The following is a 25,646-nucleotide window of genomic DNA, read 5'->3' on the forward strand; positions in this document are numbered from 1 at the left end:
TTAAAAGGTTATTTTTATGAAGCAATCTGCTTAGATTGTTTTGTTTTATTTGTTTGTTTTGTCTCTGGTAGTAGTAGATTTAATAGTACACCTACAATTGCTGCTAACGCCATTCCTTCTACTTGGAACGATTCACCTACGTGCAGTACCGCTCCGCCAATACCGATTACTAGTATAACTGATGCAATCATTAAGTTTCGTTTGTCACCTAAGTCTGTTTTATCGTCTACCATCATACGTAAACCACTTGATGCGATTACACCGAAGAGTAAGATTGATACACCACCCATAACTGGTGTTGGAATCGAATGAATCAGTGCTGAAATCTTCCCGATAAATCCAAACATGATTGCGAACACTGCTGAACCGATGAATAAGTATACACTGTATGCTCTCGTAATTGCTAGCACACCGATGTTTTCACCGTACGTTGTATTCGGTGGTCCTCCTATTAGTGATGCGATCAATGTTGCTATCCCATCACCGAAGATTGAACGATGTAAACCTGGTTTTTCAATTAAATCTCTTTTAATAACATTTCCAAGTACAATTTGATGTCCGATATGTTCTGAAATTGTTACAAGTGCAACTGGCACCATTAAGAGTACAATTTTCCATGAAAACTCCGGAGTATATGTTACAAACGGTACTGTGAAGTCTGGTATGACAAACCATTTTGCCTCAGCTACTGGCTTTAAATCTACTAGCCCTTGGAAGTAAGCGAATATATACCCGCCGATGATTCCAAGTAGCACTGGTATGATACTGAAAAATCCTCTCCCGAATATGGAGCAAATGATTGTAATTGCTAATGTTACTAATGCTACTGAAAAGTGTGTAATGCTATACTTACCATCCGCACCGTTCATCGCCATGTTCACTGCTGTATGTGCTAAAGATAAACCGATTACCATTACGACTGGCCCAACTACGATTGGCGGAAGTAATTTCATAATCCATTCTGACCCAGATTTCTTAATTCCGAGTGAGATTAAGATGTACACAAGTCCCGCAAGCATTCCTCCAAGCATCGCTGCTCCAGGTCCACCTGCTGTTTTTGCTGTAATAATTGGTGCAATAAAGGCGAATGATGATCCTAAATATGCTGGTACTTGACCTTTCGTTATTAGAAGAAACGCTAGCGTTCCTAATCCACTTGATATTAAAGCTACTGATGGATTCAGTCCTGTTAAAAACGGAACAAGCACTGTTGATCCAAACATCGCGAACAAATGTTGTATACTTAATAATAACCATTTTCCCGGTTTCGGTACTTCATGAATGTCTAACACTGGCTTTTGCTCCATTGTTACATCCTCCTTCAGTTTTAATTTTTGCAATAAAAAAACTCTTTGTGCCTGTGCACAAAGAGTCCTACACTTTCGTATGCCAAATTTGACATATGAAAGCCAAGACCCTTTGGCAGCCTCACAGGACTACATTTAAAAGGGCTTTACTTATCGTATATGCTTACTCGATCTTGTTGATCTGTCTCTTGCAAATCAACTTCGATACGCTCTTCACTAGATGTTGGAATGTTCTTTCCTACATAATCAGCGCGAATTGGTAATTCACGATGACCTCTATCAACAAGAACAGCTAATTGGATTTGTGATGGTCTACCTAAATCCATAAGAGCATCCATTGCTGCTCGAACTGTTCTTCCTGTATATAACACATCATCCACAAGGATAACTTTTTTCTTCGTAATATCTACAGGAATATCAGAACCTTTTACAAGTGGTTCTTTATGTTTCGATTGTAGTGTTAAATCATCACGATACAACGTAATATCTAACTCTCCTACTTCCATCTCTTTTCCTTCAATTTGACCAATTCGTTCTGCCAAACGTTGTGCAATAAAAATTCCACGTGTTTTTATTCCGACAAGAACACAATTATCGACACCTTTATTTCGTTCCACGATTTCATGACTAATTCGTGTTAAAGCGCGGCGAATCATTTGGTCATCTAAAACGACAGCTTTCTCTTGCATGCTCTACACCTCCAAGTTTTTTTCTTGCGTGAGAGTAATGGTATAAAAAAAAGTCCTCTCAGCGTGTGCGAGAGGACTTTTGAAAAAAGGGTACAACATACCCTAAGTATTTCAAACCGTTACCTTCTCAACCTCACGGGGCTGTGTTAAAGGATCATTATTTAACTGTTGTCAGTATCTCAGTTTTCTTATGATTTGTCAATACTATTTCCGTAAAATATTTAGCGCTTCTTCAAACACTTCTGGAATCGGTGCCTCAAACTCAATATATTCACCAGTACGAGGGTGATCGAAACCTAAAATCCCTGCATGAAGTGCTTGTCCATTCATATCTAATGTTTTCTTCGGACCATACTTTGGATCCCCTGCAAGTGGATAACCAATATATTTCATATGAACACGAATTTGGTGTGTACGTCCCGTTTCTAAGCGGCATTCTACAAGTGTGAAATCCTTAAATCGCTCTAACACTTGGAAATGTGTAACTGCATTCTTACCATTTTCATCAACAGTCATACTTTGACGTTCTTTTTTATCACGACCAATTGGAGCGTCAATTATTCCTTTATCATGTGGAATTACACCATGTACAATCGCTTTATAACGTCTTGTTACCGTTTTTGCTACAAGTTGATTTACAAGTGATTCATGCGCCATATCATTTTTAGCAACCATTAATAATCCAGATGTATCCTTATCAATACGGTGTACTATACCAGGACGCATTACACCGTTAATACCTGATAGGTCTGTACAATGATGCATAAGTCCGTTTACAAGCGTACCCTTCGTATGCCCTGGTGCTGGATGTACTACCATGCCACGCGGCTTATTTACAACTAGTACATCGGCATCTTCATAATAAACTTCTAAATTCATATCTTCCGGTTGAATATCTAACTCTTCTGGCTCGGGAATTGTTACTGTAATTTCATCATTTCCTTTTACTTTATAATTCCCTTTAACTGATTTCCCATTTACTGTCACAACAGCATCTTTAATCCATTGCTGCACTTGTGAACGTGACCATTCACTGTTTATTTCTGCAACGAATTTATCAATTCGCTCGCTTTTTTGTTCTTCTGCAACTGTTACTTGTACTACTTCACTCATTCAATTACTCCTTCGCTTTCTTTCCTTCTAATACTGTTTGAATAATAATTAATACAACTCCAATACATAATGCTGAGTCAGCTATATTGAATACCGGATAGTTGTACGAGAAAATATACACGTGAATGAAATCCACTACTTCTTGTCTAAATACACGATCAATAAAATTGCCAATTGCTCCGCCTAAAATTAGACCTAATGAAATACCTAGAAGCTTGTCCGTTTTCGCATATTTTTTCATATAAAATACGATAAATGCTACGAAAATGACTGTAATAATGTAGAAAAACCACATTTTATTTTCTAAAATACCCCAGGCAGCTCCTCTATTTCGATGAGATGTTATGTATAATACATTATCGATAATCGGAATGCTCGTACCCAATTCCATGTTCTTTACAATTAGCCACTTCGATATTTGATCGATGGCAATGACAAATAACGCTATTACATAATATATCATTTTCATTTCCCCCACAAAGACAGTGTACCTCAAAATTTTAGCATAGCTGCTACCTTTTCACAATGAACCTTTGTAGAAGAATAAAATAAATTAAAAAAAGGTAACATAATATCGTTGTGCGTATTCATACATTTACCTTTTCACAGAAAAATTCATGAATAGTACGAGCAGTCGGCATTGTTTTCATTTGTTTTGTAGAAATCGCTCTTCCAGTTTCTTCACAAATACCGTACATATCTATTTCCATTTTAAACAATGCACGTTCTACATCTTTTAAATCCTCTTTTATATCATGTAATAGCAATTTTTTCTTTGTCTCTTCCTTTATTTCGTATCCAAGTTCTTGCCCAAATTCCATATAGTATGTGTGCATTACTTCTTTCGCCAATCTATCTTGCAACTCTTTTCTCATCAATTGCAATTCTTCTTTTATTTCCATATAAATTTCATTCACGTGTACATTCCTCCCAGCTGCAATGTACAATTAGTGTGTCCGAAATTTCCACGCTTACCTCACACACATTTTTCCTTCATAGGAAAGAGAGTGAAAGTTATTTCGATATATCATCAACAAAAAACTGACTGCTATTATGAGCAGTCAGCTTTTTTTCATTATTTTACATAATTTTCTTTAACAACCGTTGCACAACGCTCACATAATGTTTCATGCTCTGCATCTTTACCAATTGTTTCTGAAATAACCCAACAACGTTCACACGTCTCACCTGTCGCCTGTGCTACAACTACAGCTGTATGCTCATACTTTGGTGCATCTGTTGGTGCTTCTTCAATTGTACCACCAAGTTCATACTCAGAGACGATGAATAATTGCTTTAAGTCTTCGCTAATAGACTCTAACATAGCCTTCATTTCTGCAGTCGGATATAGCGTAATGCTCGCATTTAATGACTTACCAATTACTTTCTCATTACGAGCTACTTCTAACGCTTTTAAAACGTCATCACGTAATGTCATAAATGCATCCCATTTTGCTCTTAACGCTTCTGAACCCTCTACTTCTGTAGCTTCTGGCATATTAGTTAACTGTACGCTTTCTTCTTCTGCACCAGGAACATATGGCCATACTTCATCAGCTGTATGAGGTAAGATTGGCGTTACAAGTTTCGTTAATGCAACAAGAACATCATATAATACAGTTTGAATTGCACGACGATCCGCGTGATCTGCACCTTCAATGTATAAAATGTCTTTTGCAAAGTCTAAGTAGAATGAACTTAGATCAATTGTACAGAAGTTGTGAATTGCATGATATACAGCAGCAAAGTCATATGTTTCATATGCATCTTTTACTTTTGTAATTAAGTCATTTAACTTCACTAACATGTAACGATCTACTTCACGAAGTTCAGCTACCGCTACTGTATTTTCACTTGGATTAAAATCATCTAAGTTTCCTAATAAGAAACGGAATGTGTTACGGATTTTACGATACACTTCTGCTACTTGTTTTAAAATATCATCTGAAATACGTACATCAGATTGATAGTCAACAGAAGATACCCATAAGCGTAAAATGTCTCCGCCTAATTGATCCATAATTTTCTTCGGTACGACGATGTTTCCAATCGACTTACTCATTTTACGTCCGTCACCATCTAGTACGAAACCATGGCTTAGTACGCCTTTATACGGAGCTTTACCAGTTACAGCAACTGCTGTTGATAATGAAGAGTTAAACCAACCACGATACTGGTCAGATCCTTCTAAATATAAATCAGCTGGACGTTGTAAGTCTTCGCGCTCTTCTAATACCGCTTGGTGAGAAGAACCTGAATCGAACCATACATCCATGATGTCTGTTTCTTTACGGAATTCACCATTTGGGCTACCTGTATGTGTAAATCCTTCTGGTAATAAATCTTTCGCTTCACGCTCGAACCATACGTTAGAACCGTGCTCACGGAATAAATCTGCTACATGATTAATTGTTTCATCTGTAATAATTGGATCACCATTTTCTGCATAGAATACAGGAATTGGCACACCCCATGCACGCTGACGAGAAATACACCAGTCACCACGGTCACGAACCATATTATGAAGACGAGTTTCTCCCCATGCTGGTACCCATTTTGTTTCCGCAACAGCTTCTAATAATTCTTTACGGAACGCTTCAATAGATGCAAACCACTGCGCTGTCGCACGGAAAATAATTGGTTTTTTCGTTCTCCAATCATGTGGGTATGAATGCGTAATGAATGTTAGTTTCAGTAACGCGCCTACTTCTTCTAATTTTTCCGTAATTGGCTTGTTAGCTTTATCATAGAATAAGCCTTCAAATCCAGGTGCTTCATTTGTTAATACACCTTTATCATCAACTGGGCAAAGTACTTCTAAGCCATACTTTTTACCAACAACGAAGTCATCTTCCCCGTGTCCTGGTGCTGTATGAACACAACCTGTACCTGCATCTGTTGTTACGTGCTCTCCTAGCATAACTAATGAGTCACGATCGTAGAATGGATGTTTTGCAACTGTATACTCAAGTTCGCTACCTTTTACCGTTTTCACAACTTCAGCATTTTCCCACTCTAACGTTTTTGCAACTGTCTCAAATAGTTCAGAAGCGATGATATATTTCTCATCATTTACTTTCACAATAGCATATTCAAGTTCTGGGTGAACAGAAATACCTAAGTTTGCAGGTAACGTCCAAGGCGTTGTTGTCCAAATAATGTATTTCTCATCACCTTCTAATACGTTCTTTCCATCTTTTACAGGGAATGCTACGTAAATAGATGCTGATTTTTTATCTTGATATTCAATTTCAGCTTCTGCTAAAGCTGATTCACTTGTTGGAGACCAGTAAACTGGTTTTTGTCCTTTATAGATATAACCTTTTTTCGCCATGTCACCAAACACTTTAATTTGTTGTGCTTCATAAGCTGGCTCTAAAGTAATATATGGATTATCCCAATCTGCACGTACACCTAAACGCTTAAATTGTTCACGTTGACGTTCTACTTGCTCATATGCATACTCTGCACATAACTTACGGAACTCAGCAACTGTCATTTCTTTACGCTTTACACCTTTATTTGTTAAAGCTTGCTCAATTGGTAAACCGTGTGTATCCCAACCTGGTACATATGGTGCACAGTATCCAGTCATTGATTTAAAACGAACAATAAAGTCTTTTAACACTTTATTTAGTGCATGTCCCATATGGATGTCACCATTTGCATATGGAGGTCCATCATGTAGTACAAATAAAGGACGGCCTTTCGTATGTTCTTGTACCTTTTCATAAATATTCATTTCAGCCCATTTTTCTTGCATTGCAGGCTCGCGTTTCGGTAAATTCCCACGCATCGGGAATTCTGTTTTTGGCATTAGTAATGTATTTTTGTACTCCATGCTCAATTCCTCCTTAAATATATAAACGACAGACCTTAAAAAAGGGAATAAAAAAGAGACCTCTCATCCCCAAAAAGGGACGAGAAAGTCTCCCGCGGTACCACCCTAGTAGACCATATACAAATGCATAAGGTCCTCTTTATATTCTTAACGCGAATATACGCCTACGCTTACTAAATTTGTTCAGCGCGGAACTCCAGGGTGATATTCCCATTATCTCCTTATCCTGAGCTTACACCATCCTCAGTTCGCTATATAAGGTATGAAAAAGGTACTTATCCCTATCTTCGTTTTTCTTAATAAATATGCTGTTTAAAATTATATGTAATAATGAGAAAAACGTCAAGCTTACACTGTTTCTTCTTTTTTCAACAGTTCGTCCACTTCGTCTTCTAATTCAATTAGTTTATCCCAATCATCGTTGTTTAACATTTCAAGTTGTGTTTCTAATAACATACGGAAACGAGTTCGGAATACTTTCGCTTGTTTCTTCAACTCTTCAATATCAAAAGCAACTTTTCTTGATTTCACTAACGCTTCATTAATGATACGATCTGCATTTTTTTCTGCTTCACGTACAATTAATTTTGCTTCTTTTTGTGCATTACGCTTCACTTCTTCAGCAGCTTCTTGTGCGACAATGATAGATTTGTTCAGCGTATCTTCAATATTAGAAAAATGATCTAACTTTCCTTCTAATTGTGCAACCTTTTCTTCTAAAGCTTTTTTCTCACGAATGACTAATTCATAATCTTTGATGATTTGATCAAGAAACTCATTTACTTGATCTTCATCGTAGCCACGAAACCCGCGACCAAATTCTTTGTTATGAATATCTAATGGTGTTAACGGCACAACGCCACCTCCAAGTAGTTATCTAAATTTCCTCTTTCAATTATATCTTTTCTTCGACAAAATAAGAGAATTTCCTTCTAAAAAACCAATCATTTTAGTATACCATACAAAACTCTCCATTTGTCGCGCTTCGTTTTACCTTCTACAGAAAATAATTTACTTCGTCCATACCCTCTAACCGAGAAAACATCCCCTGGAAAACATTCATACGAAGTTTGCTCTACTGTTTTCCAATTGACTTTTACTAAGCCACCTTTTATAAGAGGCTGTACCTTCTGCCTAGATATATGTAGCATTTCAGCTAATAAAACATCTAGACGAAGTGACGAAACAGTCCCAGATTTTTCTCCCCATTTTTCACCTACACGCAAAATTTTCTCTACTTGTATAGGAGAGAGTGTGACTTTCATTTTCCCTATTGATTGTAAGTTCATTTCAATATACGATACAACTTCTTTGGCAACTGCAATTTGGGCACGGTCTTCTTGAAGCAAAATATCACCACATTTTTCCCTTGTTAAACCAAGCGACATGAATGCACCTAATATTTGCCTATGTTCTAGCGTAAAAAACTTGGAAGGATAGTCAATTTCTAATACTTCTACTTGAAATTCCTCTTCATTTAATTCTAGATAATCTGGATAAATTAGTGCTCTTTTCCGTTCGGCTTCAGGCATCGCACCATCAAACCGTACAGCTACATCTCCTTGCCCTATTACCATAGAAACAATTTGCTGCTGTCTTGGATCAAGAAAATCTGTTAACTTGACTTGATGGTACTCAGCAGCCTGTTTCCACTCTAATACTTTATCCACAAAGACCTCTTCATCAGGTCTAAAATGCTCATAGATGCTCATGTATTTAACCTCACACTATAAAAAATAGTTGAATAAACTCACTAAACCACCTCTAGCAAGTTTCAAGGCAACAATAGCAACAAGTGGAGAAATATCAATCATACCAAATGGTGGAATAAACCTCCTAAACGGCTCTAAATACGGTTCGCAAATACGCGCAAGAAAATCTCCAAAAGCTGATTCCTTTGCGCCAGGAAACCATGATAGGAGAATGTAAATAATTAGTGCCCACGAGTAAATCTCGATAGCAGTAAGTAACACTGTTAAAACTGTTGTCATGGCGTATTACCACCTCTTTATATTTGTCTCTTCTTCTTCACCGAATAACTCTGAAATCGCACCAACGATATCAACATTTTCAGGTGTACACATAAATGTTTTCGGGCCTATTTTTTGAATATCCCCGCCTATAGCGTATACAGTACCACTTAAAAAGTCAACGATACGTACAGCTTGATCTGTAGACATTCTTTGCAAATTAATTACAACAGCTCGTCTACCTTTTAAGTGATCCGAAATGCCTTGCGCTTCCGAATATGTACGTGGTTCTAGTAAAACAACTTTTGAAGATTGCTTCGCTGTTTCAATACTCACTACATTTTGCTTCGGTTGCACTTTCGCAAACGGAACATCTTGTTGTTCTGGGGGATCTTGTTGCTTTTTCATGTCTGTTTGCTCCTTTTCATAACTATATTGAGCTGCTTCTTTTTCTTCCGGTGTGTCAAAAAAGAAGTATTTTACTTTTGACCAACTCATAATAACTTTCTCCTTCCTCCTACGCTTTTCCTACTAAAACCGTTCCCAAACGAATATATGTAGCGCCTTCCTCAATTGCAATCGTGTAATCATTTGACATTCCCATTGATAATTCTTTACATGGTGCATGTAATAATTCTAGCTCCTGCACCTCTGTTTGTAGCATGCGCAATTCCTTAAAGCAGCGACGAATCTCTTCCTCTTCTCCTGTAAACGGAGCCATTGTCATTAATCCTACCACTTCAATCTTATCCAATTCTTGCAAACTTTGAATAAAAGAAATTGTTTCTTCTATCGCCAATCCTTGCTTTGATTCTTCAGATGATGTTTTCACTTGAATAAAGCATTTAACTTTCTTATCAGCACGTTTTTGAATTTCTTTTGCAAGCGAAAGACGATCTAATGAATGTAAATAATCAATCTCATTAATGATTTCTTTTACTTTTCTCGTTTGCAATGATCCAATAAAATGCCAATTCACTTTTGAACCGAAATGCTCGTATTTTTGTAAGAAACCTTCATTTCTATTTTCACCTAAATCAATAATTCCTGTTTCAATTACTTCGCTTGTTTTTTCAATCCCTACAGTTTTTGTAACTGCAACGAGCTTAATATCTTTCATCGAACGTCCAGCTCGTACACAAGATTCTTTAATTACTTCGTTTACATCGACTAAATTCCCTTGCACTGTCACTTACTTCACTCCTCCTTAAAACCTATGAAACTCAACATTCTCCCCGTCTTACCTTGATCACGACGATGAGAGAAAAATAATTGTTCTTCACAGCTTGTACAAAGAGATGACATTACAATATGTTCTTCTTTTATGCCTGCTTGTACACATAATATACGATTAACTTCTTTTAAATTAATTGCATACTGACCATCAGAAATTACTTTATGAGGAACAGATCCGTTTACTACTTGCTGTGCTGCTGTTAATACACGATCATCAACAACATAACAACATGATCCGATTGCAGGACCAATTGCGACATGAATTTCATCACTTGAAACACCTTCTGCATTCCACTTTTGAATCATTTCTTTCGCAATCTCTGTTACAGTCCCTTTCCACCCAGCATGCGCAAGTCCTATCATATCATGTGATGGTGCATAAAAATAGAGCGGAACACAATCAGCGTAACAAGATGTTAAGAGAACATCTTTGTTAGTCGTATAAATGCCATCCGTTTTTGGAATACCGTCTTCATATGAATAAACGCCTTTCCCTTTTTCTTGCAGTCCTACTTTCTCAACATGATGGTCATGAACTTGTTCAGAGCAAATCCATTTTTCTAATGGTTTTTGTAACTTATTCGCTAAAATGCGTCTGTTTTCATGAACATTCTCCACGATATCATTCACATGTAATCCTAAATTCATCGCATGAAAGGAGCCTGTACTTACTCCACCATCTTTTGTCGTAAATCCAACAGTAATGTTTCCAAGTTCTTTCCACGCTTGTAAATACAGTATACCGTCCGCATATTTAAATGGTTCTCTCATAAAGCGACTCCTTTTAATTAAAATAACAGAAAAAAGTATGGTACTTCCTGTCTATTTTACCATACTTTTATTTTTTCATAATGACAACAGAAAAAAAAGAGGAATTTGTAATATTCTTTATGAAATTGTCGGTGTTTGTATTGATTCTGTTACAGAATTAACATGATCTACTTTTACAAGTATGACATCTTCTCCAATTTTCATAATTTGCTCCCAAGGAATCACAAATTCTACTTCCTTCCCAAAGAGTCCAAGCATTCGTGCCTGCTTAGAAATAATAACCGCCCTAATCTTTCCTGTGTCTATATCAATATCAATATCTCCAATATTCCCAAGCCTCTTTCCATCTGAAACATTTACAACATCCTTCATTTGAAACTCCGAAATCCGTATCATATTCATCCTCTCCCTTATATCATGAATCGTAAGTACGCTCTCAAATAAAGTGAAACCTTAATCAGTGGGATTATCCCCATCCCTACTGATTATTAACCCATGCCAATCGGACTTTTACGGGCAGTCCCGCTTCCATCTAACTTTTTACTTCAGCCTAATTTCGAAGCGGATAAACAGTATATAACCGCTACTAATAGAACATCCATTTTATTTTCATTATATGAACCTACCCAATCTACTATGAGCGCAAAATATTATATATAAAAAAGACCTCACCATAACTGGTGAGGTCCTTATCCTTGAATCGTCTTATTCATTTGCTTAATAGCAGACTTCTCCAAACGTGATACTTGCGCTTGAGAAATCCCAATTTCTTCGGCAACTTCCATCTGTGTCTTTCCTTGAAAGAAACGTTTTCGAATAATCATTTTTTCACGATCATTTAAACGCTTCATTCCTTCTTTCAACGCCAGTTCTTCAACCCACTGCTCGTCCTTTTGTTTTTCATCCTTTAATTGATCCATAACAAAGATAGGATCTCCTCCATCGTTATAAATCGGTTCAAATAATGAAACCGGATCTTGAATCGCATCTAGTGCAAAAACAATCTCTTCATGTGTCACTTCAAGAACTTTCGCAATATCCATTGCTGTTGGTTCTTTTGAATTTTCAGCAATCAATTTTTCTCTTACTTGCAAGGCTTTATACGCAATATCTCGTAATGAGCGAGATACACGAATTGGATTGTTATCACGCAAATATCTGCGTATTTCTCCAATAATCATCGGCACAGCATACGTTGAAAACTTTACATTTTGGCCTAAATCAAAGTTATCAATGGATTTCATAAGTCCTATGCAACCAACTTGAAATAAATCATCAACATATTCTCCTCTGTTATTAAATCTTTGGATGACGCTCAGTACAAGACGTAAGTTTCCATTCACTAATTTCTCTCTGGCGCTTATCTCTCCACTTTGCATTTCACGAAATAATTTACGCATCTCTTCATTTTTTAGTACTGGAAGTTTAGCTGTATCAACACCGCAAATTTCTACTTTGTTTCTCGTCAAAGTGTTCCCTCCTATCGGGAGTTGCTGTACAGTGTAAAGTATTTCCTTTGAAGGGGATTTTATGCATACGGTTTTTCTATCATTTTTCACAAATATCATATTTCCTAATGCACAAAAAAAGAATAAGACCAGTCTAGATACCGACTGGTCTTATTCTTCACACCATTTTATTAAATTCTTTTCGTAATCTTTTTATAATTCTTTTTTCCAAACGAGAAATATAAGACTGTGAAATTCCAAGCATATCAGCCACATCTTTTTGTGTCTTCTCTTCGCCACCAGCGAGTCCAAACCGAAGCTCCATAATTTGTTTTTCACGGTCATTTAATTGATGCAATGCTTTCATTAAAAGATGACGATCTACAGTAGCTTCTAAATCTTTTGTAATAATGTCATCATCTGTACCTAAAACATCTGATAGTAACAGTTCATTTCCGTCCCAATCAATGTTAAGCGGTTCATCAAAAGAAACTTCCGAACGATTTTTATTATTTCGACGCAAATGCATTAAAATTTCATTTTCTATACAACGAGATGCATATGTTGCTAATTTAATTTTCTTTTCTGGATTAAATGTATTCACTGCCTTAATAAGACCAATTGTTCCTATACTAATCAAATCCTCAATATTGATCCCTGTATTTTCAAATTTTCTTGCTATATATACAACAAGCCTTAGGTTACGTTCAATAAGCATCGACCTCGCAGCTTGATCTCCATTTGGTAATTTATTCAAAAGAACTGCCTCTTCTTCTTTCGTTAACGGCGGTGGCAACGCTTCACTTCCACCAATATAATAAATTTCATCGGTCTTAATTCCTAATTTCAGCAATACTTTATACCAAAGGTATACCAAATAAAATTTAAATTTCACCATATTATCCCGCCTCTCATAATTAAGCAATTACCATCTTTTGCGAAATCAACATTTTCGGATGTACAATGCATTGATACTCTCCATTAGTAGATAATTGTTGTGTATTTAATCCAATCAGTACTTTGTTTACAACAACCGAACTACCTTCATGATAAACTCGCACACAATCTGGCTTAATTGCCCATAAAAATTGATTCTCTACTCCTACTGCTCGGAAAGGAATTAAACGTAGTTTCGTCGCCCATCCAGAATCATTTTCTGGTATTTGAGGAATTTCTGTTTTGGAATAAATTTGTTCTGTTAACCAAGCTGGCAAACAATGTTCTAATGATGAAATATGCATAATCATAACGGGTGTTTTCGTTAACGGGTCATAAAGTTGGTTCCCACTATCAATTAGACCTGCTAATTCTAGTTCCTCTCCAGCTAATTGAATTTCCACTTTCACGATTTGATCATAGTGTATCTTTGTGACCTCTACGCTTTCTATACGCTTTTTAGAAAAATAATAAATTACTGGAAAACCAAAAATAACAAATACCCAACTAATTGGATCACCGTAAGAAACTGATTTAGATTGAACTAATCCATTTACCATTTCGTTCGTTTGCAAAAAGTAATGCGTTCCAATTAATCCTCCACCAACCATAAAGGTTACAAAATAGAAAGTAAAAACAGTTTGTGTATAATTTCTAAATGTCGAAAACCCAAATGCTGTATACACAATAAGTAACGAGTACAATAGTTTCATAATTGGATGTGTCATCATAGAAGCAAAAGGCGTAAAGGCGAAAATAACAATAGTTGAACCTATAAATGCCCCTAACACAAGCCTCCATCTTTTGATTCTCTTTTTTAACACGGTGGCTGTTAATAAAAGTAAAAGAAAATCAATGCAGGCGTTTAACAACCAGACAATGTCGGCGTAAACAACCAAACAATTCACCTCTTTTTTTAAGTTGAGACTAGTATAATGCATATCCAATAGGAAAGTGTGTCAATTGGTGGAGGGATTTTTTTGTTATTTTGTGATTTCTAGACATAATCTGTCGGTAAAAAATAAAAGTGTATTTTTCATAGAATAATATAAATTTTTTACTTGTATACATAATAATTGAATTATATATATACAAAGTTTATCTTGCTATTTGCGGGCAGTAAGACCCTGCCTCAAAATTCAGCTATAAAAAAGGACAGAAGTTAAGTGGGAGTCGGGCTAACAATCATTTTTGGATGAACACCCCCGACTAATTAAAGTTTCAATTTATCACAGCTTATGGCTTAAAAATAGGACTGGGCTCTCCATATGCAAAATAATAAAAAAAGATCTGCTTAGCAGATCTTTTCCATTTAGACAACAAAAAAAAAGGAGCATGAAAGCTCCTTTTCTTTTATCGTCTACGACGGTTACGTAAGAATGCTGGAATATCGATGTCATCTGAATCTGTATGACGATCATGCACAACCGGCTCTTCACGTTTCATTTCACGCTTAACTTCACGTTGTTTTGAAGGTTGAGCTACTGGTTGTTGTTGCTGTTGTGTGTGATTCGCAGTCGGACGGATAATTGGTTTTGGTGGTTGTGTCGAAGCACTATCATCAAAACCAGTTGCAATTACAGTGACAACGATATCATCTTTTAATCCTTCATTAATAACAGAACCGAAGATCATATTTACTTCTGGATCCGAAGCTGAAGCTACAATGTCTGCTGCTTCTTGTACTTCATATAAACTTAAGTTTGCGCCGCCCGTAATGTTCATAATAACACCTTGAGCTCCATCAATAGATGTTTCTAGTAATGGACTAGAAATCGCTTTTTTCGCAGCTTCAGCAGCACGATTTTCACCATTACCAGAACCGATACCCATTAAAGCAGAACCTCTATTAGACATAATTGTTTTTACGTCTGCAAAGTCTAAGTTAATTAGACCTGGTGTAGCAATTAAATCAGAAATACCTTGAACACCTTGACGTAATACGTTATCTGCTTCACGGAACGCTTCTAACATTGGCGTATTTTTATCAACAATCTCTAATAAGCGATCATTTGGAATTACGATAAGTGTATCTACATTTTCTTTAAATGACGCAATACCAGATGCAGCTTGAGTTGCACGTTTACGCCCTTCAAATGTAAATGGACGTGTTACAACACCAACTGTTAACGCGCCTAGTTCTTTTGCAACTTGAGCAACAACTGGAGCTGCACCAGTTCCAGTTCCGCCGCCCATACCAGCAGTTACGAAGACCATATCCGCGCCACGAAGCGCTTCTTGAATCTGTTCTTTACTTTCTTCTGCAGCTTTTTTCCCTACTTCAGGGTTTGCGCCTGCACCAAGTCCACGCGTTAATTTTCCACCAATTTGCATTTTCGTTTCAGCTTTTGATAGATTTAATGCTTGTGCATCAGTATTCACAGCGATAAAGTCTACACCTTGTACACCGTGTTCAATCATACGGTTTACAGCGTTGTTTCCGCCACCGCCGACACCGATAACTTTTATATTCGCTAATTGATCTTGAGTAGTATCAAACTCTAACATGTCGAAATCCCCCTAGAACCTCATTTTTCGTGTCCAATTTTAATCCCATAAATAACGGAATGCACGTTTTACTTTTGACATCATGCGGTCATCATTTTGATTAGTATTGTTTTGATTACGAGTTTTTTGTTTCGCAGGTTGCTGTTGTACCGGCATTGGTGCTGGTACTGGTTCAAAATGTTCTTGCTTTTCCTGCACATTTTTCCCACGTAATTTAGCTTTTTGATAAGAATGTTTAATTAATCCAACTCCACTTGTATATTGAGGCTCACGAACACCAATATAATCAGGAGTTGCTATACGAACATTTTCATGTAAAATATCGTATGCAAGATCAAGAACACCTGGCATAGAAGCTATCCCACCAGTTAGTACATATCCAGAAGCAGCTTGCTTTACTCCTAACTTATGCACTTCATCTTGAACAAACATTAAAATTTCCTCTACACGAGCCTCTATTATATCCGATAATTCCAACTGAGAATATTGTTCTGTTTGATCGCTTCCCATAATAGGAACCGTAAACATCTCTTCTTCAGATGCTGTATCATAAAAAGCATGTCCATATTTCAGCTTAATTTGATCTGCATTTTCTGTTGAAGTTTTCAGCCCAATCGCTATATCCTTCGTTATATGATCTCCACCTAATGGCAATACGCTCGTTGCTTGCAACTCTCCATCTTTAAAAATAGATAAGGTTGTAGATCCTCCGCCCATATCAACAAGGGCTACCCCTCTATTTCTTTCATCCGAAGATAACGCAACTGTCGCTGCCGCTAAAGGTTGCAGACAAATATCAACAATTTCAAGACCTGCTTTTTCTACACAACGAAGTAGGTTATGTAGTAAAGTTCTCGAGCCTGTAATAAGTGTACCTTCCATTTCTAATCTTACACCGATCATCCCGCGTGGATCGTTAATCTCGTCAAGACCGTCTACAATGAACTGTCGAGGTACCACATCAATAAATTCACGTTCAGGAGCAATTGACACAACTTGCGCTGCATCTAGAACGCGTAAGACATCTTCATTCCCGATTTCACGATCTTCATTTGAAACAGCGACTACTCCGTGACACGGGAGCAACTGTACCTGGTTTGCATTGACACCTACTACAACTTGCTCAATGTGGATACCCACCATGCGCTCAGCTTGTTCAATTGCTTTTTTAATTGATCGAACAGTTTCATCTATATCAACTATCGATCCCTTTTTCAAACCATTTGATTTTACGTTTCCAACACCAATAATGTTTAAGCTATCATTAACCATTTCACCAATGATGACTTTAACATTGGATGTACCGATGTCAAGACTAACATATATTTCATTGCTGTTCATTCTTTGGCACCTCCTTCTTTATTTATACCATACAACTCAATATATGGAACAACAATCGCAACTTTACTATTTATAAGAAAAATATTCAACGTCTTTGTACGTTTCCCTTTTTTAACCCTATATTTTTCTTATTTTTATTTAACATTCATTTAAGAATATCGCAGTAACCTGTGAATAACTGCTCTATCTTGAAATAATTATATTTCAAGTGTAAAGATTACCGCCAAGTATAAGTCTACACTAAGATGTACTTGTAGAAAAGTGAAACTTGTACCAATCCTAGTATGAATCTAAGAAAATTTACATTTTTTTCATCAAATTAAGCATTCTTGCAAATTAGCATCCATATAAAAGAACGTTTGTTTCATTTCATACGTAATAACGCAGTAAAAACTATCATTCTATTCTTTCTTTTCTTCAGCACCTAGTTCCTTCGTATATGCACCCACTTCTAAGTCAATTAAAACCTTCTTACCAGGTTCAATTGTTTTTAAAATAAGTGGATAAGCTTCCATTCGCTTTGCGAAATTTTGAATAGTGGTGCTCACTTCATATCCTTCATTCATATATAAAGTAAGATGATCTTCATTTGCGTTCGTTGGTGTATAACGAATTTCAGAAATAGACCTTAAAATAGTTGGCGTTAATTTTTCTAGTTCTGCAATTAATTCCTTCATTTTTTCCTCTTTAAATGGTTCAAAAATTGGTGCTGCAACTGGAAGCTTTCCGTTCGGAAGTACATCGAGTGTTTTCCCATTTTCTAATAACGGTTGTAATTTCCCATCTTTGTTTATATAGCCAATTGTTAAATATTCTTCGATATGAACATCAATTTTGTTTGGGAAACGTTTTTTTACATTTACCTCTTTAATTTCTTTTCGTTTCGTTAAGTTTTCTTCTGCTTTATGTGCTGTTACTCGGAAATAACTCGTATCATATGTCACACCTGATTCCTTCATAACTTGTTCATCTGTCATATAATGATTTCCAAAGACACTTATCTTTTTTATATTACTAAGCGGAGACCGAAAATAAATTAAAAAGAGTACTAATAAAAATAAAATCGATATGTATAAAATTAACCGATGATTAACAGGTTTCTTATTTTTTTTATTTTGATTCTTTAATTTTGGTACACGATCTTGTAGTTTAATCACTTTACTATTTTTCATGTACGATCCCCCTATGTAACATAAAGAACGGCATGTTCCTCATGCCGTTCTTATCTTCTTATTATAACATAAATGATAATGAGCGGAACGAATAACCGTTATCTTCCAATTATTTCTACTTCTGTATGCATATCAACACCAAATTTATCTTTAATTGTACGCTTTACCAATGCGATTAAGTCTAATACATCTTGCGCTGAGGCCACACCAGTATTAACAATAAAATTCCCATGCATTTCAGAAATTTGAGCTCCACCTATTGTATAACCACGAAGCCCTGATTTTTCTATTAAATCTCCTGCAAAATAGGGGACTGGATTTCGAAATATACTTCCTGCACAAGGGTGATTCCAAGGCTGCGTTTCACGGCGATACTCTTTATTCTTTTGCATGCTTCTTACAATTCCCTCGCGTTCGCCTACCTCTAATTGGAATTCAGCTTCCAAAACAATACCAGGGCGTTTCATTTGCAATACAGATGTGCGATAAGAAAAGCCCATTTCGGTATTCGTCAACCAATTAATTGTTCCATTGTCAAACAAAATACGAGCTTTCGTTAATACACTCGATATGTCGGACTTATGAGCGCCTGCATTCATATACACTGCACCGCCAACACTTCCTGGAATACCACTTGCAAATTCCAGGCCCGCTAATCCCTGTCGACTAAGTAAAGTTGACAATTTAATAAGGGGATATCCAGCACCGACTCTTACTCTATGTTTTTCGACTTCTAAATGGTCTAATCCTTCTCCTAAACGAATAACCACACCTTCTATACCTTGATCAGATACGAGAAGATTTGAACCACGACCAATTGCAGTCCACCTTGTCTTGTACTTCTTTACTAACTCTAGAGTCTTCTCAATACCAGCAACATGCTTTGGTACAATTAAAATATCAGCTGGTCCGCCTATTTTCATAGTCGTGTAACGCGCTAACGGTTCATTAACTAACACGCGACCAACATTTGCTTCTAAAAGCTCTTTTACTAATTGTTCCATAGACAATCTCCCCCATATCAAGTCTCCTTATTACAGTAATATGCGGGGCGTTCACCTAATGTTATTTTTTAATAAGCTTGTTCATTACTTCATATAGCTTATTTGCTGCATCTGGAATACCAAGTTGCTTAGTAGCCAGTTTCATATTTTGTAATGTTTGTGTATCCAATAAAATCTCATCAATGTCACGAATAAGCGTTTCAGATGTTAAATCTTTTTCAAGTAGCATTTTAGCTGCTCCTTTATCAACAACTGATCGTGCATTTTTTTCTTGATGGTTATTTGTTACGTACGGACTTGGAATTAATACACTCGGCTTTCCTAACGCTGTTAATTCTGCAAGCGTTGTAGCCCCTGCCCTTGAAACAACAAGATCTACACCCGTCAGTACCTCTGGCATATTATGAATAAAAGGTTTAATAATAACATTATTCGGATTCCCTTTTTGTTTCACGGCTTCCATAACTTTATCATAATGTACTTCGCCTGTTACATATAATACTTCGTAACTTTTATTCCCAAATTGTTCAATCGCTTCTACAAAAGCATCGTTAATCGGTCTAGCCCCGCGGCTCCCACCAAAAATAAGCACGGATTTTTTAGAAAGGGATAGTCCTACCGAACGTTTTCCTTTCATTCCATTTTGGTCCATTACTTCTGATGCACGTGGATTACCTGTCATAACCACTTTTGACTGTGGAAAATGTTCTGCAGCTGCTTCAAAACAAACTGCAACTTTATCGACATAACGACTTAAAAATTTATTCGTTACACCAGGTACACTATTTTGTTCATGGACAATAGTCGGAATACCTAATTTAGCCGCAGCATATACAACTGGCCCACATACGTATCCACCCGTACCAATCACAATATCAGGGTTAAAACGACGAATATATCGTTTACTATCTTGAACACCTTTTAGGAAACGCATCACGGTTTTTACATTATCAAGAGATATTTTTCGTTTAAATCCACTTATAACAATAGATTGGAACGGAATACCCGCTTTCGGTACGATGGTACTCTCTAATCCATTCTCTGTACCAATGTATAAAAATCTTGCTTCCGGATTTAGTTTTTTTATTTCTCTAATTAAAGCAAGAGCTGGATAAATATGTCCTCCAGTACCCCCACCACTTACTAATACTCGCACTACTGATTCCTCCACTTCCCTGTTCTTATTCAATCGTATTTATTTCTATATACATATTGTATTTTCACACACACACGAAAAACCCTGTCTTTTAAACAGGGTTTAATAGCGAGAATGGCGACTTATATTCAATAATACACCTACTGCCATTAACATTAAGGTCAAACTTGATCCACCATAACTTAAAAATGGCAAAGTAATACCGGTAACAGGCATCAGTCCTGTTACAACACCAACATTAATCATTACTTGAATCGCAATCATCGCCACAATACCTACTGCTAAAAACGTACCATATAAATCTGGCGCTCCTAATGCTATACGAATCCCACGCCATAATAATAGACTAAATAATAATAACACAAATGAACCACCAATAAAACCTAATTCCTCGGATAAGATTGCAAATATAAAGTCTGTTTGTGGTTCAGGTAAATAAAGAAATTTTTGTCTACTTTGTCCAAGTCCAAGCCCAAATAAACCACCAGGTCCAATTGCGAGTAACGATTGGATAATTTGAAATCCACTTCCGAGCGGATCCGACCACGGATCTAAATATGATGTGATGCGTTTCATTCGATATGGCGCTGATGCAATTAACCCTACAAATCCCGCTGCACCAAGCAAACCAAACATTGCAAAGTGAAAGACCCTTGCTCCCGAAATAAATATCATAATAATACATGTCCCAATCATTACCGTTCCCGTACCAAGATCTGGCTGTAACATAATTATCCCAAAAGCAAGAAATACAAAACTAAGAGCCGGTAGTAAACCTCGTTTAAAAGATGTAATTAATTTTTGTCGTTCCGCTAAAAATTTTGCTAAGAAAATAATCATCGCGAATTTCATAAACTCTGACGGTTGGATAGAAAATGCCCCGATTCCAATCCAACTTCGCGCCCCTCCACGAACGAGACCTACTCCAGGAATAAGAACGAGAATAAGAAGAACGAAACAAACTAGTAAAATTACTTTTGAATACGTACGCCATACCCAATAATCAATTTTCATCAGAAAAAACATAGCTACTACCCCAAGACTTGCAAATAACAATTGTCTTTTTGCAAAAAAGAATGAATCCCCCATTTTATAAGAGGCCCAAACCGCACTCGCACTATAAACCATAATCATTCCGATTGTTAACAACGCAAGTGTAACGATGATGAGAATAAAATCAGGCGTTTTCTTCATTACCCATGAACACCACCTCTTTGGGCAGAACCTTTGCCCTATGTAACAAAACATCAGTAGGTGTTAGCCTACTGATGTTTTGATTTACTTTATATAAGTTTATGCACAGCTTGTATAAAAATGTCTCCTCTTTCTTCAAATGTTTTAAATTGATCCCAGCTTGCACATGCTGGTGAAAGAAGAATTACATCACCCTCGGTAGAATGAGCATAAGCTTTCACTACTGCATCATCTAAAGTATCGACACTTTCAATTACATCTAATCCTGCTTTTTCTGCCGCTCTTACTAATTTTGGTGCAGTTTGTCCAAATGTCACAATCGCTTTGACATGTTTAAAATATGGAATTAAATCATCAAATTCATTACCACGATCAAGTCCACCAGCCAATAATACAATCGGTTGTGTAAATGCAGATAATGCTTTTTCTGTCGCTAGCATATTCGTCGCTTTTGAATCATTATAAAATTTACGATTATTAATCGTTGTTACATATTCTAAGCGATGTTTTACACCTGTAAAACTTTTTAACACAGCAGTAATTGCTTCATTAGAAACACCTAGTAATTTAGCAATACTCATTGCTGCTAAAATATTTTCTAAATTGTGCTTACCAGGTAAAACAATATCACTTACCTTAACTACTTTTTCGCCTTTAAAATAAAGAGCGTTATCTTTTATATACGCACCATCTTCAATTTCTTTCGTCGTCGAAAATAATACTTTCTGTCCTTTACTATATGCCGATAACGCCATGACATCTGCATCATCTGCGTTAATTATACTATAATCTGCTTCAGTTTGGTTTTTGAAAATATTCGCTTTCGCCAAACCATACTCTTTCTTCGTCCCGTGATAATCTAAATGCGCTTCAAATAAATTTAAAAAGGCTGCAATTTTTGGTTGGAACGATTCCACTCCCATCAATTGAAACGATGAAAGTTCCGTAACGACAACTTCATTTTCCTTCGCCAATTGTGCAACTTCACAAGCTACAGTACCTATATTCCCCGCAATAACTGGGTGCTTTTGTCCTTCTTTTAACATTTCAAACGTTAACATTGTCGTTGTTGTTTTACCGTTAGATCCCGTAATCCCAACAAACGGTGCTGCTGAAATGGAATATGCTAATTCAACCTCAGTTACAATTGGAATTTGTTTTTCTTTCGCCGCCACTAAGAGTGGATTAGAATATGGAATTCCTGGATTTTTTACGACAAGTGAAATGTTTCTCTCCAGCAATTCTAATGGATGCCCACCACACACAACATCCATTCCTTCCGCTTGTAACTCAGCTGCAAGCACATTACCCGCTAATGGTTTCCCATCATTTACAATGACGTTTGCCCCTAACTTTTTTAATAAAGTAGCTGCTGCATAACCACTTTTAGCAATACCTAATACAAGAACATTTTTATTTTGATATTCAGTTACAGTTTTCAATTACATCCACACCCCGATATAAATTCCTAGCACAGCTAATAAAAATCCTACAGACCAAAACGTTACAACAACGCGCCACTCTGACCAACCACATAATTCATAATGATGATGTAATGGACTCATTTTAAAAACACGCTTTCCTGTTGTTTTGAACGAAATAACTTGGATAATAACAGATAAAGTTTCCGCTACGAATACACCGCCAATAATAACGAGTAACAATTCTTGTTTTAACAAAATCGCTACAGCTGCGATAGCACCACCTAAAGCTAGAGAACCAGTATCCCCCATAAATACTTTCGCTGGATTCGCATTGAATACTAAAAAGCCAAGTACAGCTCCTACGACTGCCATACAGAAAATCGCTACCCCAAATTGTTCTTGAGCTACAGCAATAATACTAAATGCTCCGAATGCAATAGCAGCTGTTCCTGATAATAAACCATCTAAACCATCTGTTAAATTAACCGCATTTGATCCACCAATAAGCATAAATAATACGAGAACAAAATACGCCCAGCCTAATTCAAATTTAACATCGGTTCCTGGAATCATGATATACGTGTGAAATGCTTGCCCTTTTCCAATTAAAAAGAACGCAATAGCAATTACAAGCTGACCAATCAATTTTTGTTTTGATGTTAAACCAAGATTTCTTTTCTTTACTACTTTTATGTAGTCATCTAAAAATCCGATTAATCCGTACCCAAATGTAACTAATAATAACAATGATACTTCTGCACCTAAATTGTTAAATTTAATCGCCATAATAAGCGTAGTCACCATCATAGATACATATATGACAATACCACCCATCGTTGGTGTCCCTGATTTCTTTTGATGTGACTTCGGTCCTTCGTCACGAATACTCTGTCCGAACTTTAACTTTCTTAAAAATGGAATAAATAATGGCGAAAGGGCAACAGAAATTAAAAATGCTACCCCAGCCGTTACTAATAAACCTTGTTCAAGCACATGTAGTCCTCCTCTCATGCTGTTACACTTCGTTGTTTAAACGCTCCGTGATTGCTTCTTTAGCAACTTCACGATCGTCAAAATGATGAACTTCTTTACCAATAATTTGATACGTTTCATGCCCTTTACCAGCAATAATAATAATATCTTCTGCTTTTACTTTCGAGATAGCGGAACGTATCGCTTCTTTTCGATCGACAATTACTTCATAATTATTCCCATTCACATCATTTACCATATCATCTAAAATAGCCTTCGGATCTTCACTTCTTGGATTATCTGATGTATAAATTGCATGAGTTGCATATTCGGTTGCGACACTTGCCATTATTGGTCTTTTCGTTCTATCTCTATCACCACCGCAACCAACGATACAATATACATCGCCTTTTGCAAACTGTTTTGCTGTTTTTAGTACGTTCTCTAAGCTATCAGGTGTATGCGCATAGTCAACAATAACTGTGTAATTTTGTCCACCATCTACAACTTCAAAACGTCCAGGAACGCCAGCAAGCTCTTTAATTACATCAATAATTGTTTGTAAGCTCACTCCTGAAACAAGACCTGCTGCTGTAGCAGCTAACACGTTGTATACATTAAACTTACCAATTAATTTCATCGTAACATTTACAGTTTCATACGGTGTTACAAGTGTAAATGTTGTACCGCCACTCGTCATTACGATATCTCGTGCCATAATGTCGCTTGCAACATCTATACCGTATGTTACAACAGTAGCTGCTGTACTTCTCATATACTCTTCTGCTACTGGATCATCACTGTTTAATATAGCGTATTTTTCACGATTATGATGATAACTATTGCCAAGCTGTGCGAAAAGCAACCCTTTCGCATGTTTATATTCTTCCATCGTTTTATGATAGTCTAAATGATCTTGTGTTAAATTCGTAAATACTGCAACATCATAATCGCACCCGTGTACACGGCCAAGATCTAAAGCATGAGACGAAACTTCCATTACTGTGCTATCCACACCTTGTTCAACCATTTTTGAAAATGTCTGTTGAAGTGTTAGTGCATCTGGTGTTGTATTTTTCACCTCAAATGTTTCATCACCGATTTTCATATTAATCGTTCCAATTAGCCCTGTTTTATGACCATGTGCGCGCATAATTTCATCCATAATATGCGATGTTGTTGTCTTTCCATTTGTACCTGTAATACCGATTAAATGTAACTTGTGTGTTGGTTGACCATAAAAATAATCAGCTAAAACCGCTAGCGAACGAAAAGTATTTTTCACAAGTACAACTGGAACGTCAACATCAATTGGTCTTTCCGCAACAATAGCAGCCGCTCCTTGTGCGGCTGCTTGCTTAGCAAAGTCATGGCTATCAACCGTATATCCTTTCATACATATAAATAAGCTTCCCTCTTTCACTTTACGTGAATCCGCTTCAATAGATGTTATTTCTGGATTTTCTGTTGGAATAACTGGAAAATCATGCAAACATGATACAAGTGTATGCAACTTCATTTCACTAAACCCTCTCTACATTGTTTATTTATCTCTTATTTTAGC

25 protein-coding genes and 1 other annotated feature are annotated in these 25,646 nt (G+C 36.6%); all 25 genes read right to left on the minus strand.

Going from position 1 to position 25,646, the window contains the following annotated elements:
- Positions 1–14: 14 nt before the first annotated feature.
- The 25 genes from uraA to MKY70_RS20175 all read right to left on the minus strand — a co-directional run bounded on the left by uraA (position 15) and on the right by MKY70_RS20175 (position 25,601).
- Positions 15–1,307, minus strand: a complete 1,293-nt coding sequence (uraA, locus tag MKY70_RS20055) for a uracil permease (protein ID WP_002014712.1) — start codon at positions 1,305–1,307, stop codon at positions 15–17.
- Between the two features lie 146 nt (positions 1,308–1,453).
- Entirely contained in the window at positions 1,454–1,996 is a 543-nt protein-coding gene (gene pyrR / locus MKY70_RS20060; RefSeq protein WP_001156489.1) for a bifunctional pyrimidine operon transcriptional regulator/uracil phosphoribosyltransferase, read from the minus strand.
- 204 nt (positions 1,997–2,200) lie between these two features.
- Positions 2,201–3,109, minus strand: coding sequence for an RluA family pseudouridine synthase (locus tag MKY70_RS20065; RefSeq protein WP_002033761.1), 909 nt, complete (start codon positions 3,107–3,109; stop codon positions 2,201–2,203).
- Positions 3,110–3,113: 4 nt separating this feature from the next.
- Positions 3,114–3,572 carry a lipoprotein signal peptidase LspA gene (gene lspA, locus MKY70_RS20070; protein WP_002128849.1) on the minus strand — a complete coding sequence of 153 codons (459 nt, stop codon included), beginning with the start codon at positions 3,570–3,572 and terminating at the stop codon, positions 3,114–3,116.
- Positions 3,573–3,696: 124 nt separating this feature from the next.
- Entirely contained in the window at positions 3,697–4,026 is a 330-nt protein-coding gene (locus MKY70_RS20075; RefSeq protein WP_044442869.1) for a molecular chaperone DnaK, read from the minus strand.
- A 158-nt stretch (positions 4,027–4,184) separates the two neighbouring features.
- Positions 4,185–6,950, minus strand: coding sequence for an isoleucine--tRNA ligase (ileS2, locus tag MKY70_RS20080; protein ID WP_341025598.1), 2,766 nt, complete (start codon positions 6,948–6,950; stop codon positions 4,185–4,187).
- Positions 6,951–7,022: 72 nt separating this feature from the next.
- Positions 7,023–7,247 (minus strand) — a binding site (T-box leader).
- A 51-nt stretch (positions 7,248–7,298) separates the two neighbouring features.
- On the minus strand, positions 7,299–7,805 hold the full coding sequence (gene divIVA / locus MKY70_RS20085; protein ID WP_001131609.1) for a septum site-determining protein DivIVA: 507 nt from the start codon (positions 7,803–7,805) through the stop codon (positions 7,299–7,301).
- 89 nt (positions 7,806–7,894) lie between these two features.
- Complete coding sequence (locus tag MKY70_RS20090; RefSeq protein WP_002033759.1) at positions 7,895–8,662, minus strand: YlmH family RNA-binding protein; 768 nt, start codon at positions 8,660–8,662, stop codon at positions 7,895–7,897.
- A gap of 15 nt (positions 8,663–8,677) precedes the next feature.
- Positions 8,678–8,941: a YggT family protein gene (locus tag MKY70_RS20095; RefSeq protein ID WP_002014720.1), complete on the minus strand. Its 264-nt coding sequence runs from the start codon at positions 8,939–8,941 to the stop codon at positions 8,678–8,680.
- 6 nt (positions 8,942–8,947) lie between these two features.
- A complete protein-coding gene (locus MKY70_RS20100) occupies positions 8,948–9,418 on the minus strand; it encodes a cell division protein SepF (protein WP_002014721.1) in 471 nt (156 codons plus the stop codon).
- Between the two features lie 19 nt (positions 9,419–9,437).
- On the minus strand, positions 9,438–10,112 hold the full coding sequence (locus MKY70_RS20105; protein WP_341025599.1) for a YggS family pyridoxal phosphate-dependent enzyme: 675 nt from the start codon (positions 10,110–10,112) through the stop codon (positions 9,438–9,440).
- A 5-nt stretch (positions 10,113–10,117) separates the two neighbouring features.
- The gene (pgeF, locus tag MKY70_RS20110) at positions 10,118–10,927 is read right to left on the minus strand and encodes a peptidoglycan editing factor PgeF (RefSeq protein WP_002128855.1); all 810 of its coding nucleotides are present in this window, start codon (positions 10,925–10,927) and stop codon (positions 10,118–10,120) included.
- Between the two features lie 117 nt (positions 10,928–11,044).
- Positions 11,045–11,323 (minus strand): YlmC/YmxH family sporulation protein, encoded by a 279-nt coding sequence (locus MKY70_RS20115; protein WP_012261605.1) that lies wholly within the window; start codon positions 11,321–11,323, stop codon positions 11,045–11,047.
- Positions 11,324–11,616: 293 nt separating this feature from the next.
- A complete protein-coding gene (gene sigG / locus MKY70_RS20120; protein WP_002014725.1) occupies positions 11,617–12,396 on the minus strand; it encodes an RNA polymerase sporulation sigma factor SigG in 780 nt (259 codons plus the stop codon).
- A 157-nt stretch (positions 12,397–12,553) separates the two neighbouring features.
- The gene (gene sigE / locus MKY70_RS20125) at positions 12,554–13,273 is read right to left on the minus strand and encodes an RNA polymerase sporulation sigma factor SigE (protein WP_002128857.1); all 720 of its coding nucleotides are present in this window, start codon (positions 13,271–13,273) and stop codon (positions 12,554–12,556) included.
- Positions 13,274–13,292: 19 nt separating this feature from the next.
- The gene (gene spoIIGA / locus MKY70_RS20130) at positions 13,293–14,210 is read right to left on the minus strand and encodes a sigma-E processing peptidase SpoIIGA (RefSeq protein ID WP_002165147.1); all 918 of its coding nucleotides are present in this window, start codon (positions 14,208–14,210) and stop codon (positions 13,293–13,295) included.
- A 454-nt stretch (positions 14,211–14,664) separates the two neighbouring features.
- Positions 14,665–15,819, minus strand: coding sequence for a cell division protein FtsZ (gene ftsZ / locus MKY70_RS20135; RefSeq protein ID WP_002014730.1), 1,155 nt, complete (start codon positions 15,817–15,819; stop codon positions 14,665–14,667).
- Between the two features lie 39 nt (positions 15,820–15,858).
- Positions 15,859–17,160 carry a cell division protein FtsA gene (ftsA, locus tag MKY70_RS20140; protein WP_002014731.1) on the minus strand — a complete coding sequence of 434 codons (1,302 nt, stop codon included), beginning with the start codon at positions 17,158–17,160 and terminating at the stop codon, positions 15,859–15,861.
- Positions 17,161–17,561: 401 nt separating this feature from the next.
- Entirely contained in the window at positions 17,562–18,332 is a 771-nt protein-coding gene (gene divIB / locus MKY70_RS20145; RefSeq protein WP_002014733.1) for a cell division protein DivIB, read from the minus strand.
- A 98-nt stretch (positions 18,333–18,430) separates the two neighbouring features.
- Entirely contained in the window at positions 18,431–19,336 is a 906-nt protein-coding gene (murB, locus tag MKY70_RS20150; protein ID WP_002033752.1) for a UDP-N-acetylmuramate dehydrogenase, read from the minus strand.
- 61 nt (positions 19,337–19,397) lie between these two features.
- Positions 19,398–20,492, minus strand: coding sequence for an undecaprenyldiphospho-muramoylpentapeptide beta-N-acetylglucosaminyltransferase (gene murG, locus MKY70_RS20155; RefSeq protein ID WP_002088269.1), 1,095 nt, complete (start codon positions 20,490–20,492; stop codon positions 19,398–19,400).
- A gap of 102 nt (positions 20,493–20,594) precedes the next feature.
- Positions 20,595–21,686 (minus strand): stage V sporulation protein E, encoded by a 1,092-nt coding sequence (gene spoVE, locus MKY70_RS20160; protein WP_002014736.1) that lies wholly within the window; start codon positions 21,684–21,686, stop codon positions 20,595–20,597.
- A gap of 89 nt (positions 21,687–21,775) precedes the next feature.
- Positions 21,776–23,128, minus strand: a complete 1,353-nt coding sequence (gene murD, locus MKY70_RS20165) for a UDP-N-acetylmuramoyl-L-alanine--D-glutamate ligase (RefSeq protein ID WP_215588462.1) — start codon at positions 23,126–23,128, stop codon at positions 21,776–21,778.
- Complete coding sequence (mraY, locus tag MKY70_RS20170; RefSeq protein WP_002014738.1) at positions 23,129–24,103, minus strand: phospho-N-acetylmuramoyl-pentapeptide-transferase; 975 nt, start codon at positions 24,101–24,103, stop codon at positions 23,129–23,131.
- 22 nt (positions 24,104–24,125) lie between these two features.
- Entirely contained in the window at positions 24,126–25,601 is a 1,476-nt protein-coding gene (locus MKY70_RS20175) for a UDP-N-acetylmuramoyl-L-alanyl-D-glutamate--2,6-diaminopimelate ligase (RefSeq protein WP_341025603.1), read from the minus strand.
- Between the last annotated feature and the right edge of the window lie 45 nt (positions 25,602–25,646).

The sequence above is a fragment of the Bacillus sp. FSL R9-9492 genome (genome assembly GCF_038007365.1).
GTDB lineage: Bacteria > Bacillota > Bacilli > Bacillales > Bacillaceae_G > Bacillus_A > Bacillus_A mycoides.